Consider the following 22,118-nt stretch of genomic DNA (forward strand, 5'->3'; position numbering starts at 1 on the left):
ATGCGTCAGTCCCGCAGAACCTGCATCGCCTCAGGCTCAACCCTGAGGCCGACGACATCGCCTACTTGCAGCACATCGCGGTGGCCGAGCCGGTTCTGCATGCGAACCGTTACTCCCTGGCCCGATTCCAGATCGATGTGGAAGGTGGTATCGGTGCCGAAATAGACGATATTGCTGACCTTGCCGGTGAAATGCGCGTCGGCATCCGCCTTCACCAGATCGATACGCTCCGGCCGGATGGCCAGGGTGACGCGGCTGCCCACCCCGGCGCTGGTCGTCACCTTGTGCGGCACCTGAATGCCGGAGGGCAGCTTGATCCTGCCATCGTCGCCGATGCGCTCGGTGACTTCCGCCTCGATGAAATTCGTCTCGCCGATGAAGTCTGCGACGAACCGGTCGGCCGGGTGTTCGTAGATTTCGGTCGGCGAGCCGACCTGGAGAATGTTGCCCTTCGACATGACCGCAATGCGGTCCGACATGGTCAGGGCTTCCTCCTGGTCGTGGGTGACGAAGATGAAGGTGATGCCGGTCTCGAGCTGCATGCGCTTCAACTCGATCTGCATTTCCTTGCGCAGCTTGAGGTCCAGCGCCGACAGCGGCTCGTCCAGCAGCAGCACCTTGGGTCGCGGTGCCAGCGCGCGCGCCAGCGCCACGCGCTGCTGCTGACCGCCGGAGATCTGGCTGGTGCGGCGGTCCTTCAATTCCTCCATGCGCACGAGCTTCAGCATGGCGGCGACCGTCTGCTGCACCTCGGCCTTGCCCTTGCCCAGCATCTCGAGTCCGAAGGCCACGTTCTGCGCCACCGTCATGTGCGGGAACAGGGCATAGTTCTGGAATACGGTATTTACATGCCGCTTGAACGGCGGCAGATGCGCCACCTCTTCCCCGTCCAGCAGGATCGAGCCCTCGGTCGGCATCTCGAAGCCGGCGATAAGGCGCAGCAAGGTGGTCTTGCCGCAGCCGGACGGTCCCAGCAATGTGAAGAATTCGTTCTGACGGATGGTGACCGAGACGTTGTCGAGGGCGCGCACCTCGCCCACCCCGGCACCGAAAATCTTGCTTACATTCTTGGCTTCGACAGCCACCGCAGCCGACACGATATTCAGCCCCCATGCCCTGTTGGCGCGATCCTCCCGCAACGCCGGCAAAGCGGCACTGCGGGTTGGCCTCATGTCGCGGGCCAGGACTTAGCGCGGCCTCAGATTAGGGCATCGGTGGATAAGGTCAATCTCAGTCTGGCAAAAAAATGAAATATCCTTGGGGAATATTCATTCTATGACAGCGTTTAAATCTGCTCTAGCCGCCGCCTGCAATTCGGCGGTGCTGGCTTCGCCGGGGGCAATTGCGGCAGGCAGCGTGGAAATTGCCGAGGCCGGGTTCAATTTCCGGTCTTATTTCCCGCCCGCTTTTTGCTAGATTGCGCCGCCCCGCAGAACGGCGCCGCTTCGGCCGGCCGCGATTGCTTGCGGAATGCCGGCTGCCCCGGGCCGCGCACCGGGACGTTCATGAAGCAGGCCCGCCTGATGACCACCGCCCGCAACCGGACCCGTCGCCAACTGCCGCCCTTGAACGCATTGCGCGCCTTCGAGGCGGTGGCACGCTTCCTCAGCTTTACCAAAGCCGCCGACGAATTGCTGGTGACGCAAAGCGCCGTCAGCCGTCAGGTGAAGAACCTGGAGGACATCATCGGCGTGCCCCTGTTCCTGAGGAAGGCGCAACTGGAACTGACCGAGGAGGGCAAGCGCCTGCTGCCGGTCCTGACCGACAGTTTCGACCGGATGGACCAGGTCATCGGCTCGTTCCGGCGCCAGTCCAAGAAACCGCCCTTGAGCCTGGCTGTCCCGCCCACCTATGCGCGCCGCATCCTGCTGCCGCGCCTGCCGGAATTCCAGGCGATGCATCCCGATCTCGAGATCCGCATCGAAACGCCGCCCGTCAACCCGGATTTCCGCAATTCGGGCCATGACATGGCGATCCTGTTCGGCGAGACGGAGGCAGATGGGCTGGTGGCCGATGTGCTGATGCGGGAGCGCTCCGGCCCGCTGGCCGCCCCTGCCCTCATCGCCAAATCCAACTGGCCGGATTTGAAGACGATGATCGCCAAGGCACCGCTCCTGCATGTGCGCCAGGGCAACGATTCCTGGTATGACTGGCGCCTGCTGGCGCGGCAATTGGGCCTTGGCGGCGTGCCGGTCGAGCGCGGCCTGGTGGTGGAAACCGCGGACCAGGCGGTACAGGCCGCCATCGCCGGCGGTGGCGTCACCGAAGTGGATTCGCGCCTTTGCCAGGACGAGGTGAATTCCGGCAGGTTGGTGGCGCCGTTCAAGATCAACATGCTGACCGGTCGCACCTATACATTGGTCTGCCGACCGGACGAGGTGGAACTGGCCCGCATCGCCGCCTTCCGCTCCTGGGCAATCGCCGCCCTGGCGGAACAGCCGGTGCCGGAAGCCGGCGACGCCCCCGCGATTCCGGCCTGAGCAGTCTTCGCATGGACGCCGCGGAAATCCAGGCCCGCCTGCTTTATCGCGACGGGCTCGTCCTGGTGCTGGACAAGCCGGCCGGGCTCCCCGTCCACAAGGGGCCGGGGGGCGGCGACAATCTGGAGCGCCATTTCGAGCATCTGCGCTTCGGCCTGCCCAAGCCGCCGGCGCTGGCCCATCGCCTCGACCGCGACACCTCGGGCTGTCTCGCCCTCGGGCGCCAGCACAAGGGGCTCTCGCGCCTCGGCAAGCTGTTCCAGGAAGGCAGGGTCGAAAAGACCTATTGGGCGGTCACCACCAGCCCGCCGCCGACGGCTACCGGCACAATAGATGCCCCCTTGAAGAAGATCAGCACCCGGGCCGGCGGCTGGCGCATGATCGTGGTCGGAGCCGAGGACGGGGATGGCCAGAAATCCATCACCGATTACCGCGTGCTGGGGAGCGGCAACGGCCTGACTTGGCTCGAACTCAAACCCCGCACCGGGCGCACGCACCAGATCCGCGTCCATCTTGCCCATATCGGCGCACCAATCCTGGGCGAGCCGCAATATCTGGAACCGGGGTCGCCCAGGCCGACAGCACCCTTGCATCTGCATGCCCGCGCCCTGGTCCTGCCGCTCTATCCGAAGAAGGAGCCGATCCGGACCGAAGCCCCGCCGCCCGCCCATATGCTGGCGGCCCTCAGGGCCTGCGGCTATGCGGGTTGAGACGCTGCGCGCCCGAAGCTGACCTGCCATGCGCCAACTGCCTGAGAATCCGCAACATTTGCAATGATTGGCCGCCCCCGTTTCGCCTAACATCCGGCCATCATGACAGCCGCCCCCACCACTGCCCTTGCCACCGGCCAGCCGGCCGGGAACATCCTGCTCGGCGTCGCCGGCGCCCTCACCGCCGTCGCCCTTTGGGGTGGCTGGATCGTGCTGACGCGACTCAGCGTCACTACCAGCTTCACCCCCGAAGACATCGTTTTCCTCCGCTATCTGCTGGGTGCCGCCGTGCTGCTGCCGCTGTTCTGGCGGCGCCGGGCCCAGCTCGCCTGGCGCAACTGGCGGCAATACAGCTTCATGATCCTGGGCGCCGGGGCGCCATATATGCTGGCAGCGGGCGCATCGATGCAGCATGCGCCAGCCGCCCATGTCGGCGTGCTGATGCCGGGCACCATGCCGCTTTTCGTGGCCTTCTATGGCCTGCTGCTGTTCGGCGAGAGGCTCGGCCTGTGGCGCTATCTCGGCCTCGGCCTGATCGTGCTGGGCGATATCGCGGTGGGTGGCTTCGGCATTTTCCACATTCTTGAAAACGACCTCGGCCATGCCTGGGTGGGCTACCTGCTGATGCTGCTCTCGGCCGCGCTCTGGGCCGGCTTCACCCAGGCGCAGAAGCGCTCGGGTCTCGACCCCTGGATGGCGACCGCCGTGGTGGCGGTGGGGTCCTGCCTGCTGTTCTCGCCCTATTACCTCGCCACCTCGGGCCTCGCCGTCTTCCGCCTGCCTTGGGCGGAGATCGCCCTCCATGGCGTCTACCAGGCGATCGTTTCCGGCATCCTGGCACTCGCCGCCTATGGCATCGCCATCCAGCATCTGGGGGCACAGCGTGCCGCCACCTTCTCTTCTTTGGTCCCGGCATTGGGCGCCCTCCTCGCCATCCCGGTCCTCGGCGAGTATCCGGATATCGTCGCCTGTTTCGGCATCGCCACGGTGACCCTTGGCCTGATGCTGGCGACAGGGGCGATCGGTCCGCGGCGGTCGCCTCGTTGACGGCTAGCGACCGGCCGGCAATGCGCGCGACAGCAGCATCGTCAACCCAACCGCGCAAATCGCAGCGACACCGACGACGGCGGCACCCGCCGACCAGCCGAAGGCCATGAAGACGCCGCCGATCGCGACCGGCCCGACGACCTGGCCGAGATTGCTGCCCTGCATGATCAGCCCGATGGCGATGGGCATCTGCCGGGCCGTTGTGACCACCACAGGCGACGTCGCCAGCACGGTCGCCGGCAGCAACCCGCCCAGCGCCGAGAACACCAGACAGAGCAGGAAAGCCGTCATGTCCGGCAGGACCGGCAGGAAAATGCCGAGTGCTGCGATTCCCATCGCAAGGCTGGTGCCGGCAAGCAGCACCACCCGGCTGATGCCGCGACCAAGCATGATGCCGGCGGTAAGATTGCCGGCAACATTGATGCCGGTGACGGCCGCCCCTAATGCGCCCGCGGTGGCGAGCGACACGTCCAGCCGATCCATCAGCAGGACCGGCAGGAAGCTGAACAAAGCGAAGAACATCAGGCTGTAGAGCGCGAAGATCGCCGCCAGCAGAAGGGCACCCCGGTTGCTCAGGGTCGCCCAGGCATCGCCGGCCACGGTACGCCACGCAACCCCTGTCGCCCCTGCGCTCTGTCCTGCGACAGACAGGATCACGCCTAAGAAAAACAGCGCACTGATGCCGCCACTGGCCCACCAAGCCAGGCGCCAATCGACGATCATCGGCCCGATCACGAGCGCCAACGCCATGCCGGTCGGCATGAAGCAACTCCACAGCGCGAGGACGATGTCGCGCCGCGCGCCGGAGACCAGCCTGCCAAGAATGGCCGGGCCGGCGACGATAACCAGCAGGAAGCCGGCGCCTTCAATGATGCGCGACATCAGGATCATCGAAAAACTCTGCGCCACGGCGCCAAGCGCCGCACCGATGGCGAGGACCCCGAGGCCGGACAGCAATACGCGCCGGTCACCGACAGGTGCCACCAGGGCGCCGGCCGGAATCCCACCGAAGACGCCGATCACCGCGAAGATGGCCGTTACCCAGGCGAGCGCCGCCAGATCAACGGCGAAGGTGGTTTGCAGCTGCGGCCCGAAGATGGCGCCTTTCCCGACATGAACGGCTGCGACGACACCAGCGCCGGTCACCATGAGGACCGGACCCCAGGGCGAGCTGGGAACAGCCGGTCCAGGATTCACATGTCCAGGATTCACATGTCCGGGATTCTCATGTCCGGGTTTCACTGGTCACCCGCGAGCGCCATGCCGGGCATCGATTTTGGGCGCTTCGCCAACAAGGTGGCCAGCTCGGCGACATGCCGACCCTGGTAGCGCGCGCCGGCCAGCTCATTGGCACTGGGCTGACGGTCGCCGCCGGCACCGTCATCGGCAAGGGTGGCAGCACCATAGGGCGAACCGCCCGTGATCTCGTCCATGCGCAGCTGCCCCTTGAAACTATAGGGCAGACCGACGACCACCATGCCGAGATGCATCAGCACGATCTGTGTCGCGATGATGGTTGATTCCTGGCCGCCATGCTGACTGCCGGTCGAGGTGAAGACACTGCCGATGCGGCCCACCAATGCATCCCGCATCCACAGACCGCCGGTCTGGTCGAAGAAATTCTTCATCTGTCCGGCCATGTTCCCGAATCGGGTCGGCGTGCCGACGATGATCGCATCGTATTCCGGCAATTCGGCAACGCTGGCGACTGGCGCCGCCTGATCGATCTTGTAGCCGGATTTGCCGGCGATCTCGGGCGGCACGGTTTCAGGAACTCGTTTGACCACCGGCATCGCGCCGGCCGTGGCCACACCGTCGGCCACCGCCCCGGCCATCGTTTCGATATGGCCATAGCTCGAGTAGTAAAGTACGAGGACCTTGGTCATTCCCACCTCCTGTCTGTGTGTCGGGAGAAAGGTGGTGCGTATAAATGATCGATGAAAGTGATATCATTTTCATGAATTTGATCTATTTAATAGATTATGCTTGATGGCCTGACGCTCGATCAGATGCGGGTTTTCGTGGCGGTGGCGAATAGCGGAAGCTTCCGCGCCGGCGCCGGCAAGGTGGCGCGCGTGCAATCCGCGGTCAGCCACGCCATCGCCAATCTCGAGGCGGAGCTGGGCATCGCCCTGTTCGACCGCAGCGGGCATCGCCCGGTTCTGACCCCCGAAGGGCGCGCCCTGCTCGCCAATGCGCGCGATATCCTGTTGCGGGTCGACGCCATGCGGGCGCGGGCGCGTGGGCTCGGCGAGGGCGTCGAGCCGGAGCTCTCCCTGGTGATCGACACGCTGTTCCCGCTGGAGCAGGTGGGGGCGGCATTGACTGAAATGCGCGCCGAATACCCCTCTGTCGCCATACGCCTGAGCATCGAGCCTCTGGGCGGGCCCGTCGCGGGTCTGCTCGAACAGCGCTGCCAGCTGGCGGTCACTGTCGGCGAGGATTTCCGCGACCCGCGCCTGGAACTGCGGGCGCTTTCTGCCGTGCCGGTCGTCACGGTGGTGGCAGCCGGCCACCCGCTGGCTCGCCAGGCAGAGGGCAGGACGCTTGCGATCTCCGACCTGGCCGATCATCTCCAGATCGTGCTCACGGATCCGACACCGCTGTCGGAGGGACGCGATTTCGGGGTCATCTCGCCCCAGACCTGCCGGGTCAACACCCAGGAAACCAAACTGGCCCTGATCCGGGCCGGGCTCGGCTGGGGCCGCCTGCCGCTGTGGGAAGTCGAGCGCCATTTGGCAGAGAAGCAGCTTGTCCGCCTTGCCAGCCACGCGCTTGGCCGCAGCGGCCTGCTGGTCTCGGAATCCTATCTGGCCCATCGGATCGACGCGCCCCTTGGTCCGGCCGCCCGCGCTTTCGCCCAATCTCTCATGCAATTGTCGGGGCCCCGCTCGCCTTGATGTGCGCCTGGAAAGACCGGAAATCGGCTTGTTTTCCCTGGTTTCCCCCGCTATAACCCGCCGCGCACGGCATGGAATGCGGCCATGGCGAACCAGAGGGCATGCCCAACCGCAGCCGAATGCTTAATCTTATCAATAGGATAGAAAAATGCCCAAGATGAAGACGAAGAGCGGCGCCAAGAAGCGCTTCTCGCTCACGGCCACGGGTAAGGTCAAATTCAAGCCGGCCAACAAGCGTCACGGTATGTCGAAGCGTCCCACGGACATGAAGCGGCAGTCGCGCCGCAACGAAGTCATGGCCGACGCCGACGCCAAGAAAGTCATCAAGTTCTTCCTGCCCAACGGGCTTTAAGAACCGACGCCACGCTCAGGAAGGATTTGAACCATGGCTCGTACCAAACGCGGCGTTACCTCCCACGCCCGCCACAAGAAGATCGTCGACATGGCCAAGGGCTATGTCGGCCGCGCTTCGACCAATTACCGTATTGCCATCGAGAAGGTCGAAAAGGGCCTGCAATACGCCTATCGCGACCGCCGCGCCAAGAAGCGCGACTTCCGCGGTCTGTGGATCCAGCGCATCAATGCCGGCGTGCGCGAGCACGGCCTGACCTATTCCCAGTTCATCAACGGCGTGAAGAAGGCCGGCATCGAGGTTGACCGCAAGGTCCTCTCCGATCTCGCCATTCATGAGCCGGCGGCTTTTGCGGCCCTGGTGAAGCAGGCGCAGGACGCGCTGAAGAAGGCTTGATCCAGGCTTGATATCCGAGTTGCCGGGACCGCCGCGGCGGTCCCGGCGCCCCGATCCAAGGGGCAAGATCACGGAGGCCGGGTCACCCCCGCGCCTCCTTTTTCATTCATGGGGCTATTCATGCCGAACGATGCGCCGCAGGACCTCGGGAACCTTCAGCAGAAATGGCTGGACGCCGTCGGCGCCGCCGCCAGCATCGACGCGCTGGAACAGGTGCGCGTCGAGGCGCTGGGGAAAAAGGGCGAGATTTCCGGCCTGATGAAGACGCTGGGGGCCATGGCGCCGGAGGCGCGCAAGGAATTCGGCGCCCGCATCAATGTGGTGAAGGACGCGGTCACCGGCGCCATCGAGGCGAAGAAGGCCGGCCTGGCCGATGCCGCCCTCGATGCCAGGCTCGCCCGAGAGACGCTGGACCTCACCCTGCCGGCGCGGCCCGAATATGAAGGCCGCATCCACCCGATCAGCCAGACCATCGACGAGATCATCGCCATCTTCGGCGAGATGGGCTTCTCGGTCGCGGAAGGACCGGATATCGAGGACGACTTCCACAACTTCACCGCCCTCAACATCCCGGCCGACCATCCGGCGCGGCAGATGCAGGACACCTTCTATCTGCCGCCGAAAGAGGATGGCAGCCAGATGGTGCTGCGCACGCATACCTCGCCGGTACAGATCCGCACCATGCTGAAGGGCGACCTGCCGATCCGCGTCATCTGCCCGGGCCGCACCTACCGGGTCGATTCCGACATGACCCATTCGCCGATGTTCCATCAGGTCGAGGGCCTTGTCATCGACACCGAGACGAATATGAGCCATCTGAAAGGCTGCCTGCAGGATTTCGTGCGCGCCTTTTTCGGTATCGACGACCTGCCGGTGCGTTTCCGGCCCTCCTATTTCCCCTTCACCGAGCCCTCGGCCGAGGTCGATATCGGCTGCGACCGCTCGGGCGGCGAGTTGAAGCTGGGTAAAGGCAAGGATTGGCTTGAGATCCTCGGCTCTGGCATGGTGCATCCCAACGTGCTGAAGAATTGCGGCATCGATCCCAGCAAGTACCAGGGCTTTGCCTTCGGCATGGGGATCGAGCGCATCGCCATGCTGAAATATGGCATTCCCGACCTTCGCACCTTCTACGAATCCGATCTGCGCTGGCTGCGCCATTACGGCTTCGTGCCCCTCGACATCCCCACCGCGGTGGGAGGATTGACCCGATGAAATTCACGCTCTCCTGGCTGAAGACGCATCTCGAGACCGATGCGGATCTCGCCACCATCAGCAAGAAGCTCACCGACCTCGGCCTCGAGGTCGAAGGCATCGAGGACAAGGGCGAAAGCCTGAAGCCCTTCCTGGTGGGTTACGTGATCGAGGCCAAGCAGCACCCGAACGCGGACCGCCTGCGCGTCTGCAAGGTCGATACCGGCAGCGGCATCGTCCAGGTGGTCTGCGGCGCGCCCAATGCACGGACCGGGATGAAGGGCGTCTTCGCCCCCGTGGGTACCCATGTGCCGGGCACCGGCCTCGACCTCAAGGCCGGCAAGATCCGCGGCGAGGAATCCAATGGCATGCTCTGCTCGGCCCGGGAACTGGGCCTCGGCCAGGATCATGACGGCATCATCGAACTGCCCGAGGACGCGCCGGTTGGCCAGCGCTTCACGGAGTATCGCGGCCTGGGTGACCCCGTCATCGAGATCAAGATCACGCCCGACCGCGCCGATTGCCTCGGTGTCTTCGGCATCGCCCGCGACCTCGCCTCGGCCGGCCTCGGCAAACTGAAGCCGCTCGACGAGAAGCACCACCCCGGCACCTTCAAGAGCCCGATCCAGTGGCAGATCGACGAGAGCGCCAGGACGGGCGTTCCCTATGTCGCCGGCCGCTATTTCAGGGGTGTCAAGAACGGCCCCTCGCCGCAATGGCTGCAGGACCGCCTGACCTCGATCGGCCTCCGTCCCATTTCGGCGCTGGTCGACATTACCAATTTCGTCACCTTCGATCTCTGCCGGCCGCTCCATGTGTTCGATGCCGACAAGGTGAAGGGCAATGTCACCATGCGCGCCGCGAAGGCCGGGGAAAGTATCCTCGCCCTTGACGGCAAGACCTACAGCCTCGAGCCCGGCATGATCGTCATCGCCGACGAGAACGGGCCCGAAGCCATCGGCGGCGTCATGGGCGGCGAAATCTCCGGCTGCACCGAGACGACCACCAATGTTTTTCTGGAAGCGGCCCTGTTCGACCCTGTGAGCATCGCCAAGACCGGGCGCAAGCTCGGCATCATTTCCGACGCCCGCTATCGCAACGAGCGCGGCCTCGACCCGCAATCGGAAATCTGGGGCGTCGACGTGGCGACGCGGTTGATCCTGGAAATCTGCGGCGGCGAGGCATCGGAGATCACCAGCGCCGGCACATTACCGACCGCCTTGCGCGAGATCGCCTTCCGCCCGTCGCGGGTGCGCTCCCTGGGCGGCGTCGAGGTGGCGACCGGACGGCAGAAGCAGATCCTGACCGATCTCGGCTTCAAGGTCGATGAGCGGGATTTCGATTCCTGGTCGGTGACGGTACCGAGCTTCCGCGCGGATGTGGAAGGCGAGGCCGATGTGGTCGAGGAAGTAATGCGGGTTCATGGTTTCGACCATATCCCGGCCCTCTCCATGCCGCGCGCAGGCACCATGCCGCCGGTTGCCGTCAGCCTCACGCAGAAGCGCGTGCAGCAGACCAAGCGCCTGCTCGCCGTGCGAGGCCTCAACGAGACCGTCACCTTCAGCTTCATGCCGAGCGATGTGGCGGCGATGTTCGCCGGTACACATGCCCTGGTGCCGCTGGCCAACCCGATCAGCGCGGATCTCGACGTCATGCGCCCCTCGATCCTCGGCAATCTGCTGATGGCGGCGGCGCGCAATGCGGCCCGGGGTTATGCCGATGTGGCGCTGTTCGAGGTCGGTCCGACCTATCTGGGGCAGACGCCGAAGGACCAGGTTCTCGCCGCCACGGGATTGCGCACAGGTGCCACGCCGCGCCACTGGCAGGTGAAGAGCCGCCCGCTCGATGCCTATGATGCCAAGGCCGATGCGGTGGCGGTGCTGGCGGCCTTCGGCGTGCCGATCGACAACCTGCAGATCGAGGCGTCGGCCCCCGGCTATTACCATCCGGGCCAGTCGGCCACCCTGCGCCTCGGCCCCACCATTTTGGCCCAGTTCGGCGCCATCCACCCGAAGGTGACTGAGGCGCTCGACGTCAAGGGGCCGGCAATTGGTTTCGAGGTTTTCCTGGAACGCCTGCCGGCACCCCGCGCCAGGGGTACCGCGCGGCCGCTGCTCAACGCCGCGTCCCTGCAGCCGTTGGAGCGCGACTTTGCCTTCATCGTCGATGCGAACGTCCCGGCGGAGAAACTGGTCAAGGCCGCGAAAGGTGCCGACAAGGCCCTCGTCACCGAGGTGAAGCTGTTCGATCTCTTCCAGGGCGGTTCAATGCCCGAAGGCAAGAAGTCGCTCGCCCTCTCGGTTACCCTGCAGCCGCGCGAAAAGACGCTGACCGATGCCGAGATCGAAGCCATCGGTGCGAAGATCGTCTCGGCCGTCAACAAGGCGACCGGCGGGGAGTTGCGGAAGTAGGCGGCAAGAACCTTCGCTTGCGCCCCCTTGATTCCCGCGCTGCGCCGACGCATATGAGGGCCGAATTCGACCCCTCCACCAGTCTGGAGAAGATCCCATGTCCTTGGAACGTCACGGCTTTCAGGCCGAGGTGTCGCGCCTCCTGCAGATCGTCGCGCATTCGCTCTACAGCGACAAATCGGTCTTCCTGCGCGAGCTGATTTCCAATGCCTCCGATGCCTGCGACAAGCTGCGCTATCTGGCATTGACCCAGCCGGAATTGCTGGAAGGCGGCGGGGAGCTGGCGGTCACCCTGAGTGTCGACAAGGGGGGGAAGACCCTTACCATTGCCGATAACGGCATCGGCATGAACAAGGACGACCTCATCAGCCATCTCGGCACCATCGCCCGCTCGGGCTCGGCCAAATTCGTCGAGGAGCTGGAGAGTGCCAAATCGGCCGAGGCCAAGGTGTCGCTGATCGGCCAGTTCGGCGTCGGCTTCTATTCCGCCTTCATGGTGGCGGACAAGGTCACGGTCCTCTCGCGCAAGGCCGGCGAAACCCAGGGCTGGCGCTGGATTTCCGACGGGACCGGCGAGTTCACCATCGAGACCGCAGAGAAACCCCAGCGCGGCACCGAGATCACGCTGCACCTGAAGAAAGGCGAGGAGGAATGGCTGGAGGCGGCGCGCCTCGAGCACATCATTGCCAAGCACTCCGAGCATGTGGCGCTCCCCATCCATTTGAAGGACGGAGCTGAAGAAAAGCACGTCAACCAGAAGGCCGCCCTCTGGACCAAGTCGAAATCGGAAATCACGGAAGAACAGTACCGCGATTTCTATCGCCATATCGCCCATGCCTGGGACGAACCCTGGGCCACCATCCATTACAAGGCGGAAGGCAAGATCGATTACACGGCGCTGCTCTTCATCCCCAGCCAGCGGCCGATGGATCTGTTCAACCCGGACCGCAAGCAGTCGCTGAAGCTCTACGCCAAGCGCGTCTTCATCACCGACCAGTCGGACGAGATCCTGCCCGGCTGGCTGCGCTTCGTGCGGGGCCTGGTCGATTCCGAGGATCTGCAGCTCAATATCAGCCGTGAAATGCTGCAGGCGAGCCCGCTTCTCGCCAAGATCCGCGCCGCCCTGGTGAAACGCGTGCTCTCCGAACTCGGCAAACGCGCCAATGACGAGGACAAGACGTCCTACGAGAGCTTCTGGGGCCATTTCGGCGCCGTGCTCAAGGAGGGCCTCTACGAGGATCCCGCCAGCCGCGACGAGATCCTGAAATTGGCCCGCTTCCGCTCGACCGGCTCGGATGGCTGGGTCAGCCTCGCCGATTACGCCGCCCGGATGAAGGAAGGGCAGAAGGCGATCTATTACATCGCCGGCGACCAGCTGGATGCGCTGGCCCGCTCCGCCCAGATCGAGGGCTTCAAGGCCAAGGGCATCGAGGTCCTGCTGCTGACCGACCCGATCGACGAGTTCTGGATTCCGGCGGTCGAGAAATTCGGCGAAGCGGAGTTCCGCTCGGTGACGCGCGCCGGGGCCGACCTCTCCGAGGTGAAGTCGGAGCAGAAGACGGATGACTCGAAGAAGCCGGTCGCCGAAAATCTCGACGCGCTCATCTCCTTCCTCAAGGTGACCTACAAGGATGCGGTGAAGGACGTCCGCGTCTCCGAGCGCCTGACCGACAGTGCGTGCTGCCTGGTGGCCGATTCCGGCGACATGGACATGCATCTGGAGCGCCTGCTGCGCCAGCACAAGCGCCTCGAAGCAAGCCTGCCGCGCGTCCTTGAGGTGAATGGCAGCCATCCCCTGGTAGCCGCCATGGCGAAGCAGGCAACGAAGGACGGCGACTGGCCGGAACTGGCCGAGACCGCCTGGCTGCTGCTCGACGAGGCGCGCATCCAGGATGGCGAATTGCCAGCCGACCCCGCCGCCTTCGTGAAGCGCCTCAACGCGGCGCTGGCCAAGGTCGTTTGATCAGCAAGCTGCTGGCATTCTTGTCATGGCCCGACTTGGCCGGGCCATCCACGAGTTTGCAGGCAATTGAGGGAAGAAATTCTTGGATCCCCCGGCCAAGCCGGAGGATGACAATGGGGAAAGCATGACCGGCCTCACCTTCCGCCGCGCGACGCGGGCCGATCTCGAGGCGATCGTCGACCTGCTGCTGGATGACCCCTTGGGCGCTGCCCGCGAGGACGGCTCGCGGCCCCTGAACCCGCGCTATATCGCCGGCTTCGAGGCGGTCGACCGCGACCCCAACCAGTATCTCGCCGTGGTGGAGGATGGGGGACGCATCATCGGTTCGCTGCAGATCACCTTCATCCCCTCGGTTTCGCGCCTCGGCATGTGGCGCGGCCAGATCGAGGCGGTGCGCATCACCCGCACCCGGCGCGGCGAGGGCCTTGGTCGGCAGATGTTCGACTGGGCAATCGCCGAATGCCGCCAGCGCGGCTGCGAACTGGTACAACTGACCATGGACAAGACCCGCACCGAATCCTTCAAGTTCTACGAGGCGCTCGGCTTTCGGGCGAGTCACGAGGGCTTCAAGCTGTCCCTGTGACAGATTGAGGCATCACGCCTCCTTCGCCACCTCGACCTCGATGGTAAGGTGCGAGAGCTTGGCAACGCCGGTCAAGACCGCGCGGTAGAATTCGACATTGCGCTCCTTCGCCGTCACGATGCTGACGATACCGGCGAGATGCCCCGGCCCCACGCGCCAGACATGGAGATCGGTAACGCGATCGCCCAGAGCCTCGACTTCATCCCGAATTGCATTGGTGAGTTCGGCGCTGGGCTGCGCATCAAGGAGTGTCGCCCCGGACGAACGCATGAGCAGATAGGCCCAGCGCAGGATGACAAGGGCGCCAACGATGCCGATCACGGGATCGAGCCCGATCCAGCCGAAGGCCCAGGCAAGGCCGATGGCCGCAATTGCCATGACCGAGGTGGCGGCATCTGCCAGCATGTGCACATAGGCCGATTTCAGATTGAGGTCCTGGTGATGGTGCCCATGGTCATGGGCATGGTCATGCCTATGGTCAGGGTCGTGCGTGTGGCCATGATCATGGCCGTGACCGTGGTGATGGCCATGCTCGTGCCCGTGATGCTCCATCAACAGCACCGCCGCCACCGCATTGACGACAAGGCCCAGCACGGCGACGGCCATGGCTTCGCGATAGGCGATGACTTGCGGATTGAAGAACCGATCGATCGATTCCCAGGCGATACCGAGGGCGACCATGGCCAGCACCACGGCCGAGGTATAGGCGCCGAGATCGCCGAATTTTCCCGTGCCGAAGGAGAAATGGTCGTTATCGGCCTGGCGCTCGGCCAGGACATAGGCGATGAGCGAGATGCCGAGGGCGGCCAGATGCGTCGCCATGTGCCAGCCATCGGCCAGCAGCGCCATCGAGCCGAAGACATGGCCGGCCACGATCTCGCCCACCATCATGACGGCCGAGAAGGCCAGTACGATCTTCACCCGCCCGGCATTGCGCGCATGGTGGCGACCGCGAAAATCGTGATTCTTGTGCCGTCCGGCGCTGATCTCGCTCATGGCGGCAAGTTAGCATGGGGCCCGGACGTTACAAAATTACAGACCCGGCTGCCCTTTCCAGCATCCACACCTGCCTTAGGGCATTGAAGCGGGCCACCCTTTCCCGCAATATCGGCGCCGTTTCATGACTCGTCATTTCCGGAGGATTTCCCATGGATGTTCGCGCCGCCATCGCCGTCGAGGCCGGCAAGCCCCTCGTCATCGACACCGTGCAACTCGAGGGGCCGAAAGCGGGCGAAGTCCTGGTCGAGGTGAAAGCGACGGGTATCTGCCATACCGACTATTTCACCCTTTCCGGCGCCGATCCCGAGGGGCTGTTCCCGGCCATCCTCGGCCACGAGGGTGCCGGCGTGGTGGTCGATGTCGGCCCCAACGTGACCAGCCTCAAGAAAGGCGACCATGTCATTCCGCTCTACACGCCGGAATGCCGCCAGTGCGAATATTGCCTCAGCCAGAAGACCAATCTCTGCCAGGCGATCCGCGTCACCCAGGGCCAGGGCCTGATGCCGGATGGCTCCAGCCGTTTCTCGATGGGCGGCAAGAAGGTGCATCACTATATGGGCACCTCGACCTTCGCCAATTTCACCGTGGTGCCGGAGATCGCACTGGCCAAGGTGCGCGAGGACGCACCCTTCGACAAGATCTGCTATATCGGCTGTGGCGTTACCACCGGCATCGGTGCCGTCATCAACACCGCCCGGGTCGAGCCCGGCGCTAATGTGGTCGTCTTCGGCCTGGGCGGCATCGGCCTCAACGTGATCCAGGGTGCGCGCCTGGCCGGAGCCGACATGATCATCGGTGTCGACATCAATCCGGGCAGGAAGGCGATCGCCGAGAAATTCGGCATGACTCATTTCGTCAATCCGAAGGAGGTCGAGGGCGACCTCGTCCCCTACCTCGTCAACCTCACCAAGGGCGGCGCCGATTACAGCTTCGAATGCATCGGCAATACGACGGTGATGCGCCAGGCGCTGGAATGCTGCCACAAGGGCTGGGGCGTCTCGGTCATCATCGGCGTCGCCGGCGCCGGGCAGGAAATCTCGACCCGGCCGTTCCAGCTGGTGACGGGCCGCGTCTGGAAGGGGACCGCCTTCGGCGGTGCGCGCGGTCGCACCGACGTGCCGAAGATTGTCGACTGGTACATGGACGGCAAGATCAATATCGACGACCTCATCACGCATACGATGCCGTTGCAGGACATCAACAAGGGCTTCGATCTGATGAAGTCCGGTTCCTCGATCCGCGGCGTGGTGGTCTACTGATGGCGCTGCAGGAACTTTCGCGCCATCGCTGCTTCGGCGGCTGGCAGGTCTTCCTGCAACACGACAGCGCCGAGATCGGCCTGCCGATGAAGCTCGGCATCTACCTGCCGCCGGCGGCGGAGAAGGGCAAGGTGCCGGCCCTTACCTATCTTGCCGGCCTCACCTGCACGGAGGAGACCTTCCTCATCAAGGCCGGTGCCCAGCGTTTGGCGGCCGAGCTTGGCCTCATTCTCATCGCCCCCGATACTTCGCCGCGCGGCACCGATTTTCCGGGCCAGGCGGAGAACTGGGATTTCGGTATCGGCGCCGGCTTTTATGTAGATGCGACCGAGGCACCATGGCAGGCGCATTGGCGCATGTATTCGTATGTGACAAAGGAATTGCCGGCGCTGGTCGCCGAGAATTTTCCGGTCGATACCGGGCAGCGCGGCATCTTCGGCCATTCCATGGGCGGTCACGGCGCCCTCATTTGCGCCCTGAAGAGCCCGGGTTTGTTCAGGTCGGTCTCCGCCTTTGCACCAATTTCAAACCCGGTTAATTGCCCCTGGGGACAGAAGGCCTTCACCGGCTATCTGGGGGCGGACAAGGCGTCCTGGGCTGCCTATGACGCCAGCGAATTGATGAAGGCGCAGGCCCATCCCAACCCGATCCTGGTCGATCAGGGCGAGGCCGACCAGTTCCTGGAACGGGAACTACATCCGCATGCCCTCGAAGCGGCAGCGCAGATTTCCGGCCAGCAGCTGACGCTGCGCCGCCATGCCGGCTATGACCACGGCTATTATTTCATCCAGAGCTTCATCGAGGATCACCTCCGCCATCACGCGGCCTTGCTGAAATAGGCCATGGCAACGATCAGCAACTTCACGGTGCGCGATGGCGAGGGGCAGGAAGTGCCTCTCGCCAGATTCGCCGGTCAGGCGCTGCTTATCGTCAACACCGCCAGCAGATGTGGCTTCACCCCGCAATATGCCGGGCTGGAATCCCTGCAACGGCAATTCGGCCGCCAGGGCTTTTCGGTCCTCGCCTTCCCCTGCAATCAGTTTGGTGCGCAGGAACCCGGCGAGGCGCAGGAAATCGCCGCCTTCTGCCAAAAGAACTACGACATCACCTTTCCGCTCTTTGCCAAGATCGAGGTGAACGGACCTCGGGCGCATCCGCTGTTCAACTGGCTGACGACGGAAAGGCCGGGCGTGTTCGGCACACGCCGGATCAAGTGGAACTTCACCAAATTCCTGATCGACGGCGACGGACGATGCATCGCGCGCTTTGCCCCCTTCACCCGGCCGGAGAAATTGCGCCGCCGGATTGCGGCCCTGCTCGGCTGAAGGATCTCAGCCGCGCCGCACCTGATCGACGGCGAAACCGGCCGCGAGCTTGTAGCGGCGCGCGATCTCTTCCATCTCGTCACGCGGGATCACATCGTCTATCGCGGCAAAACCGTTAGGCGCCCGCTCTTCGGCCAGTTGCATCACCTGCTCGGGGCCGTTCTGTCGATTGAGCCGCACGATCCCGGCGGTTGCCGGCAGGCGGACAGCTTCGTAGGCGGCAAGAGCCGCCGAAATGGGACTACCCGCCGCCAGGCAATCGGCCAGATGGCGGGCGTCGAGGATGGCCTGCGAAGCGCCGTTGGAGCCGATCGGATACATGGGGTGGGCAGCGTCGCCCAGCAGCGTCACGCGGCCATGGCTCCAGCGCGGCAGCGGATCGCGGTCAACCATGGGAAATTCATAGACCGCCTCGGCCCCGGCGATGATGGCGGGGATATCGAGCCAGGAAAACCGCCAGTTCTGAAATGGGGCCGCAAAGACAGATGGTGGTACGACCCGGTTCCAGTCGGAACGCGGCGGCGTCGTCCCCGGCACCGCCAGTTCGGCGATCCAGTTGGTGAGCGACTGGCCGGCGTCGAGGGCCGCGCGCGAGATCGGATAACAGACGAATTTCTGGCTCTGGTGGCCGGCCATGATCATGGTACGGCCGCCAAGGAAAGGCACGGTGCGCGACACCGCCCGCCACAGCATGCGGCCGGAAAATTGCGGCGGGCCTTCGTCGGGAAAGAAAAACCGCCGGACCGTCGAATGGATGCCATCGGCGCCGATCAGCGCGTCGCCGTGGACGCGCAGTTCGCCATCGCCCGCATTGCGGTCCGCGAATACCGCCACGACACCCTGGTCGTTCTGCGAAAATCCGGTCAATGCCATGCCGGTGCGCAGATGTTCGTCACCCAGCGCCGCGCGCGCGGCGTCGTAGAGGATCATCTGCAGGGCGCCGCGATGGATCGAGAATTGCGGCACGTCATAGCCGGCGGCGCGGCCGCGCGGCTCGCGCCAGATCTCCTGGCCCCATTTGTTGAAATAGGCGAGTTCCGCCGTCTCGATCGCCTCGGCGCCAAGGGCATCCAGCAGGCCGAGGGCTGCAAGTTCCGCCACCGCATGCGGCAGCAGATTGATACCGACGCCCAAGGGACGGATCTCGCGGCTGGCCTCAAATACGCTGACCGCGATGCCGCGCCCCTGCAACATCAACGCGGTGACAAGGCCGCCAATGCCGCCACCCACGATCAGCACATGTGGCGGGGTGGTCACAACCGGCCGCTCCCGCCACTTTGCGGCGCCATGCCGCGAAAGACGATCTCGGTGATGCGCCGGACTTCCTTCGCATGTCCAGCCATGTCGGGTTCATCCTGTTGCACCAGGCGCAGCATCTGCAGATGCGAATAGTCGTTGAACAGGAAGGCGATGCCCTCGACATCGATATCCGCGCCGAGCTTGCCGCGGCGCTGCAAATCGCGCAGCAGGGCCGCGATCTCGGCCTTCAACGCGTCATTCATGCGGCAATAGGCCGACGGCAACTCGCCATCCCCGCCGGACAGCACCAGCGGCAGCAATTCGCGCCAAAGCGCTGGCGGCATGACCTTGAAGGATTCCGCCATCAGCCGGGCTTCGAGATCGCAGAGCGCGTCGACGGGATCGGCGAATTCCGGCAGGGCAAGGCATGCGCCCATGATTGCCTGGCGGTCGGCCGCAGCCAGCATCTCCAGAAGGATCGCCTGCTTGCCGGCGAAATACTTGAAGATCGTCGGTATCGAGACGCCGGCCCGGGCGGCAATTTCCTCAAGGGTCGTGCCGCCGTAACCCCGTTCCCTGAAGAGGTCGGTGGCCGCCGACGCGATGGCCCGGCGCCGCTCTTCCTTTTGTCGTTGCCGCAATCCGCTCATAAGTTCAGCCTAACACGAAACTATTACTTAATTAAATATTTTATTGACTTAATTTTTTCAGGAGGCGACGCTGGGCTCTCCACGCCAACTCAGCCGGGTCACCGAAACCATGAGCCAGTATTTCCCGCCCGCCGACACCGCCGCCCATTACGCCGAATTGCTGGCGAGCCCGCCGCCGACTGCGGCGGATCTCGGCCTGATGCAGGGCTTCCCGGCGCCGCTGGCACAGCGCGTCACCTGGGAGAACTGGATCTCACCCCCCTACAACCGCTGGGCCTTCCGCAATCTATCCGCCTTGCGCCCCAGCCTGCGGGTGTGGCGCGGCGACGCCCCGACTTCGCCCCTGGTGGCAGCGCCGCGCGATCTCGCCGGTTTCAGCTTCGACAGCGTCGCCGGCCGCAAGGTCACCCTGAACGAGCATCTCGCCGCCAGCTATACCGATGCCTTCCTGGTGATGAAGGATGATCATGTGCTGCTGGAAAGCTATTTCAACGGCCAGCAAGCGCAAGACCGCCACATCATGTTTTCCTGCACCAAATCGCTGGTCGGCCTGGTCGGCGAGTATCTGCTGCACCAGGGCATCCTGCGCGAGGACGAACTCACCGGGCGCCATGTCCCGGAACTTGCCGACAGCGCCTTCGGCGATGCCAGCATCCGGCACCTCCTCGATATGGCGGTCGGCATCGACTATGTGGAGCAATATGACGATCCCGATTCCGGCTCGTCGCATTACGGCTATGCGTCCGGCTTCCTGCCGGCCCCCGCTGGACTTGCCCGCTACGCCTCGCTCTACGAATACCTGCCCTCGCTGCAGAAGAAGGGGGCGCACGGCCCGCTCTTCCATTACGTCACCGCCGTCACCGAGGTGCTGGGCTGGGTGCTTGAGCGGGCCAGCGGCCGCAGTGCCGAGAACTGGGTGGAGACATTGCTCTGGCGGCCCCTCGGCATGGAGCAGGACGGCGCCTTCCTGGCCGATCCCTGGGGTCGTGCCGTGGTGGGCGGCGGTTTCAGCGGCAGTTTGCGCGACATGGCACGCATCGGCCAGCTGGTCCTCGGCGAGGGCAGTCTGGGCGGGCGGAAAATCCTGCCCGCTGCCGTGATCCGCGCCATCGGCCGCGGCAGTGACCCTGCCTATTTCGCCGCGGTGCCGGAATTCGCGGAATGGGCACCCGGCGCTTCCTATCGCAGCCAGTGGTACATCTGGAACGATGGCGCGCCGGAATTCATGGCCTGCGGCATCCACGGCCAGTACATCTATGTGAACAGCCGGAACCGCGTCGTCGTGGTGAAGCAGTCCTCGCTGCCGGCGGCGGAATCCCTCGCCGGTGCCGACACGGTCCGCCTGCTGCGCGCCCTCGGACGCGGCCTTTGATGCAGCTGCCCGGAATTGCGGTCATGCCCGGTCTGGCAGCGGCGATGGTGATCGACGTCGAACTGGGTCCGGAGCAGGATCTCGGCCGCGGCGAAGGCGGCCAGCGGATCGACTACCCCATCAGCGGCGGCCATTTCTCAGCCCTCGACCCGGCAGGATACGCACTTGAGGGAACGGTGCTGGCGGGCGGGGCCGACCAATTCCTGATGCGCGATGACGGTATCGGCGTGCTCGACGCCCGCTATCGCCTCGCCGGCAGCAACGGCAGCATCGTCGAGATCCACAATCGCGGCCTCTGGGTCCCCGATGCCCGTGGCCGGGCGCGCCTCGCCGCCGGCGAGGAGCCAAGGCCGGAAGAGCTCTATTGCCGCTGCACGCCGGTCTTCACGGCGCCTGAAGGGCCCTTCGCCTGGCTCAATGCCCATGTCTTTACCGGCAGGGTCGATTATCCGGCATTTCGCCGCGTGGTGATCAGCGTCTATCGCCTGCTCTAGGCCCCGGAAGCAGTTCGCCCCGAAATCAGTCCGCCGCCGTCTCGATCGCTTCCATCTCCTCGTCCGAGAAGCCGAAATGGTGGCCGATCTCGTGCACGATCAGATGGCGGATCAGGTCTTCGAATTCCATCTCCTCCTCGGCCCACCAGTCCAGGATGGGGCGGCGATAGAGAAAGACCATGTCAATGCCGACGGGGTCGTCATGGCCGCGCTCGGTCAGCGGTACGCCGCGATAGAGACCGGCCAGTTCAAAGGGGTCTTCGATGCCCATTTCCTCGAGAGTCTCGGGATCGGCGAATTCCTCGGCGCGGATGGCAACCGGGCCGCAGCGGGCGATGAAGGCGGGCGGCAGCGCGTCATAGGCGCGGCGGCCCATTTCCTCGATCTCGCCAAGGCTGGGGGGTGGGCCGAAATGGCGGAGGGAATCGGCTGGCGGCGCTGACATGGCGCGCTCCTGGCTGAGTGGTCGAAGCGGCCCGGGATTAGACCGGACCGACCGCTCAGGCGCAAGCGTCTAGGCGCAAGCGGAGGCGTCCAGACGTATGGGAAAGGGAAGCCGGCCGGCGCAGGGCCCGAACAGGCCGACCTGGTCAGGCCAGTTCGGCCTGATTAAGCCGTTCGATCAGGCGCCGACGCCGGAGAGTGCCAGCAAGAGCACGAAGAAGGAGACCAGTGTGAGGCGCGCGCCAAGGGTCATCAGTGTATCAAGCATGATCCAGTTACCTCGTCGACCAGAGCCGGAAACCG

At 64.6% G+C, this 22,118-nt stretch carries 22 protein-coding genes; 15 read left to right on the forward strand and 7 right to left on the reverse strand.

Annotation, left to right across the window (positions count from 1 at the left end; genetic code table 11):
- Window positions 1-5: 5 nt before the first annotated feature.
- Window positions 6-1,097: an ABC transporter ATP-binding protein gene (locus A8950_RS17850; RefSeq protein WP_243735692.1), complete on the reverse strand. Its 1,092-nt coding sequence runs from the start codon at window positions 1,095-1,097 to the stop codon at window positions 6-8.
- A gap of 408 nt (window positions 1,098-1,505) precedes the next feature.
- Here A8950_RS17850 and A8950_RS17855 point away from each other — a divergent pair, with 408 nt between their 5' ends.
- The 3 genes from A8950_RS17855 (at window position 1,506) to A8950_RS17865 (ending at window position 4,237) form a co-directional block, all read left to right on the forward strand.
- Complete coding sequence (locus tag A8950_RS17855) at window positions 1,506-2,480, forward strand: LysR substrate-binding domain-containing protein (protein ID WP_133615038.1); 975 nt, start codon at window positions 1,506-1,508, stop codon at window positions 2,478-2,480.
- Between the two features lie 11 nt (window positions 2,481-2,491).
- The gene (locus A8950_RS17860) at window positions 2,492-3,190 is read left to right on the forward strand and encodes an RluA family pseudouridine synthase (protein ID WP_133615039.1); all 699 of its coding nucleotides are present in this window, start codon (window positions 2,492-2,494) and stop codon (window positions 3,188-3,190) included.
- A 102-nt stretch (window positions 3,191-3,292) separates the two neighbouring features.
- Window positions 3,293-4,237, forward strand: coding sequence for a DMT family transporter (locus A8950_RS17865; protein ID WP_133615040.1), 945 nt, complete (start codon window positions 3,293-3,295; stop codon window positions 4,235-4,237).
- 3 nt (window positions 4,238-4,240) lie between these two features.
- Here A8950_RS17865 and A8950_RS17870 read toward each other — a convergent pair whose 3' ends face one another.
- Together A8950_RS17870 and wrbA are read right to left on the reverse strand one after the other, a co-directional pair.
- On the reverse strand, window positions 4,241-5,386 hold the full coding sequence (locus A8950_RS17870) for an MFS transporter (RefSeq protein WP_133615041.1): 1,146 nt from the start codon (window positions 5,384-5,386) through the stop codon (window positions 4,241-4,243).
- An 89-nt stretch (window positions 5,387-5,475) separates the two neighbouring features.
- A complete protein-coding gene (gene wrbA / locus A8950_RS17875) occupies window positions 5,476-6,123 on the reverse strand; it encodes an NAD(P)H:quinone oxidoreductase (protein ID WP_133615042.1) in 648 nt (215 codons plus the stop codon).
- Window positions 6,124-6,246: 123 nt separating this feature from the next.
- Here wrbA and A8950_RS17880 point away from each other — a divergent pair, with 123 nt between their 5' ends.
- The 7 genes from A8950_RS17880 (at window position 6,247) to A8950_RS17910 (ending at window position 14,033) form a co-directional block, all read left to right on the forward strand.
- Window positions 6,247-7,137 (forward strand): LysR family transcriptional regulator, encoded by an 891-nt coding sequence (locus A8950_RS17880; protein ID WP_407644241.1) that lies wholly within the window; start codon window positions 6,247-6,249, stop codon window positions 7,135-7,137.
- 148 nt (window positions 7,138-7,285) lie between these two features.
- Entirely contained in the window at window positions 7,286-7,489 is a 204-nt protein-coding gene (gene rpmI, locus A8950_RS17885) for a 50S ribosomal protein L35 (RefSeq protein WP_133615044.1), read from the forward strand.
- Between the two features lie 33 nt (window positions 7,490-7,522).
- Entirely contained in the window at window positions 7,523-7,885 is a 363-nt protein-coding gene (rplT, locus tag A8950_RS17890) for a 50S ribosomal protein L20 (protein WP_133615045.1), read from the forward strand.
- A 120-nt stretch (window positions 7,886-8,005) separates the two neighbouring features.
- On the forward strand, window positions 8,006-9,097 hold the full coding sequence (gene pheS / locus A8950_RS17895) for a phenylalanine--tRNA ligase subunit alpha (RefSeq protein WP_133615046.1): 1,092 nt from the start codon (window positions 8,006-8,008) through the stop codon (window positions 9,095-9,097).
- Entirely contained in the window at window positions 9,094-11,487 is a 2,394-nt protein-coding gene (gene pheT / locus A8950_RS17900; protein WP_133615047.1) for a phenylalanine--tRNA ligase subunit beta, read from the forward strand. Before pheS ends, pheT begins: the two co-directional genes overlap by 4 nt.
- 97 nt (window positions 11,488-11,584) lie before the next feature.
- The gene (htpG, locus tag A8950_RS17905) at window positions 11,585-13,450 is read left to right on the forward strand and encodes a molecular chaperone HtpG (protein WP_133615048.1); all 1,866 of its coding nucleotides are present in this window, start codon (window positions 11,585-11,587) and stop codon (window positions 13,448-13,450) included.
- Window positions 13,451-13,532: 82 nt separating this feature from the next.
- Entirely contained in the window at window positions 13,533-14,033 is a 501-nt protein-coding gene (locus A8950_RS17910; protein WP_243735693.1) for a GNAT family N-acetyltransferase, read from the forward strand.
- A gap of 12 nt (window positions 14,034-14,045) precedes the next feature.
- Here the strand turns inward: A8950_RS17910 and dmeF are convergent, their stop codons facing one another.
- On the reverse strand, window positions 14,046-15,029 hold the full coding sequence (dmeF, locus tag A8950_RS17915; protein ID WP_133615049.1) for a CDF family Co(II)/Ni(II) efflux transporter DmeF: 984 nt from the start codon (window positions 15,027-15,029) through the stop codon (window positions 14,046-14,048).
- 152 nt (window positions 15,030-15,181) lie between these two features.
- Here dmeF and A8950_RS17920 point away from each other — a divergent pair, with 152 nt between their 5' ends.
- From A8950_RS17920 to A8950_RS17930, 3 genes are read left to right on the forward strand one after another with little or no spacing between them, the layout of a single operon-like run.
- Window positions 15,182-16,291 (forward strand): S-(hydroxymethyl)glutathione dehydrogenase/class III alcohol dehydrogenase, encoded by a 1,110-nt coding sequence (locus tag A8950_RS17920; protein ID WP_133615050.1) that lies wholly within the window; start codon window positions 15,182-15,184, stop codon window positions 16,289-16,291.
- On the forward strand, window positions 16,291-17,130 hold the full coding sequence (gene fghA, locus A8950_RS17925; RefSeq protein ID WP_133615051.1) for an S-formylglutathione hydrolase: 840 nt from the start codon (window positions 16,291-16,293) through the stop codon (window positions 17,128-17,130). Before A8950_RS17920 ends, fghA begins: the two co-directional genes overlap by 1 nt.
- A gap of 3 nt (window positions 17,131-17,133) precedes the next feature.
- Window positions 17,134-17,616, forward strand: coding sequence for a glutathione peroxidase (locus A8950_RS17930; protein ID WP_133615052.1), 483 nt, complete (start codon window positions 17,134-17,136; stop codon window positions 17,614-17,616).
- Between the two features lie 6 nt (window positions 17,617-17,622).
- Here the strand turns inward: A8950_RS17930 and A8950_RS17935 are convergent, their stop codons facing one another.
- Window positions 17,623-18,873: a flavin-dependent oxidoreductase gene (locus tag A8950_RS17935; RefSeq protein WP_243735694.1), complete on the reverse strand. Its 1,251-nt coding sequence runs from the start codon at window positions 18,871-18,873 to the stop codon at window positions 17,623-17,625.
- Window positions 18,870-19,505 carry a TetR/AcrR family transcriptional regulator gene (locus A8950_RS17940; protein ID WP_133615053.1) on the reverse strand — a complete coding sequence of 212 codons (636 nt, stop codon included), beginning with the start codon at window positions 19,503-19,505 and terminating at the stop codon, window positions 18,870-18,872. The genes A8950_RS17935 and A8950_RS17940 overlap by 4 nt, the downstream gene beginning before the upstream one ends.
- A 109-nt stretch (window positions 19,506-19,614) precedes the next feature.
- Between A8950_RS17940 and A8950_RS17945 the strand changes: the two genes are divergently transcribed.
- Together A8950_RS17945 and A8950_RS17950 are read left to right on the forward strand one after the other, a co-directional pair.
- Complete coding sequence (locus A8950_RS17945; RefSeq protein WP_133615054.1) at window positions 19,615-20,877, forward strand: serine hydrolase domain-containing protein; 1,263 nt, start codon at window positions 19,615-19,617, stop codon at window positions 20,875-20,877.
- 23 nt (window positions 20,878-20,900) lie between these two features.
- Window positions 20,901-21,371 carry a DUF3237 domain-containing protein gene (locus A8950_RS17950; RefSeq protein ID WP_166645262.1) on the forward strand — a complete coding sequence of 157 codons (471 nt, stop codon included), beginning with the start codon at window positions 20,901-20,903 and terminating at the stop codon, window positions 21,369-21,371.
- A 25-nt stretch (window positions 21,372-21,396) separates the two neighbouring features.
- Here A8950_RS17950 and A8950_RS17955 read toward each other — a convergent pair whose 3' ends face one another.
- Complete coding sequence (locus A8950_RS17955; RefSeq protein ID WP_133615056.1) at window positions 21,397-21,816, reverse strand: metallopeptidase family protein; 420 nt, start codon at window positions 21,814-21,816, stop codon at window positions 21,397-21,399.
- Window positions 21,817-22,118 lie beyond the last annotated feature (302 nt).

Source organism: Dongia mobilis (assembly GCF_004363235.1).
In the GTDB taxonomy this organism is placed as follows: Bacteria; Pseudomonadota; Alphaproteobacteria; order Dongiales; family Dongiaceae; genus Dongia; species Dongia mobilis.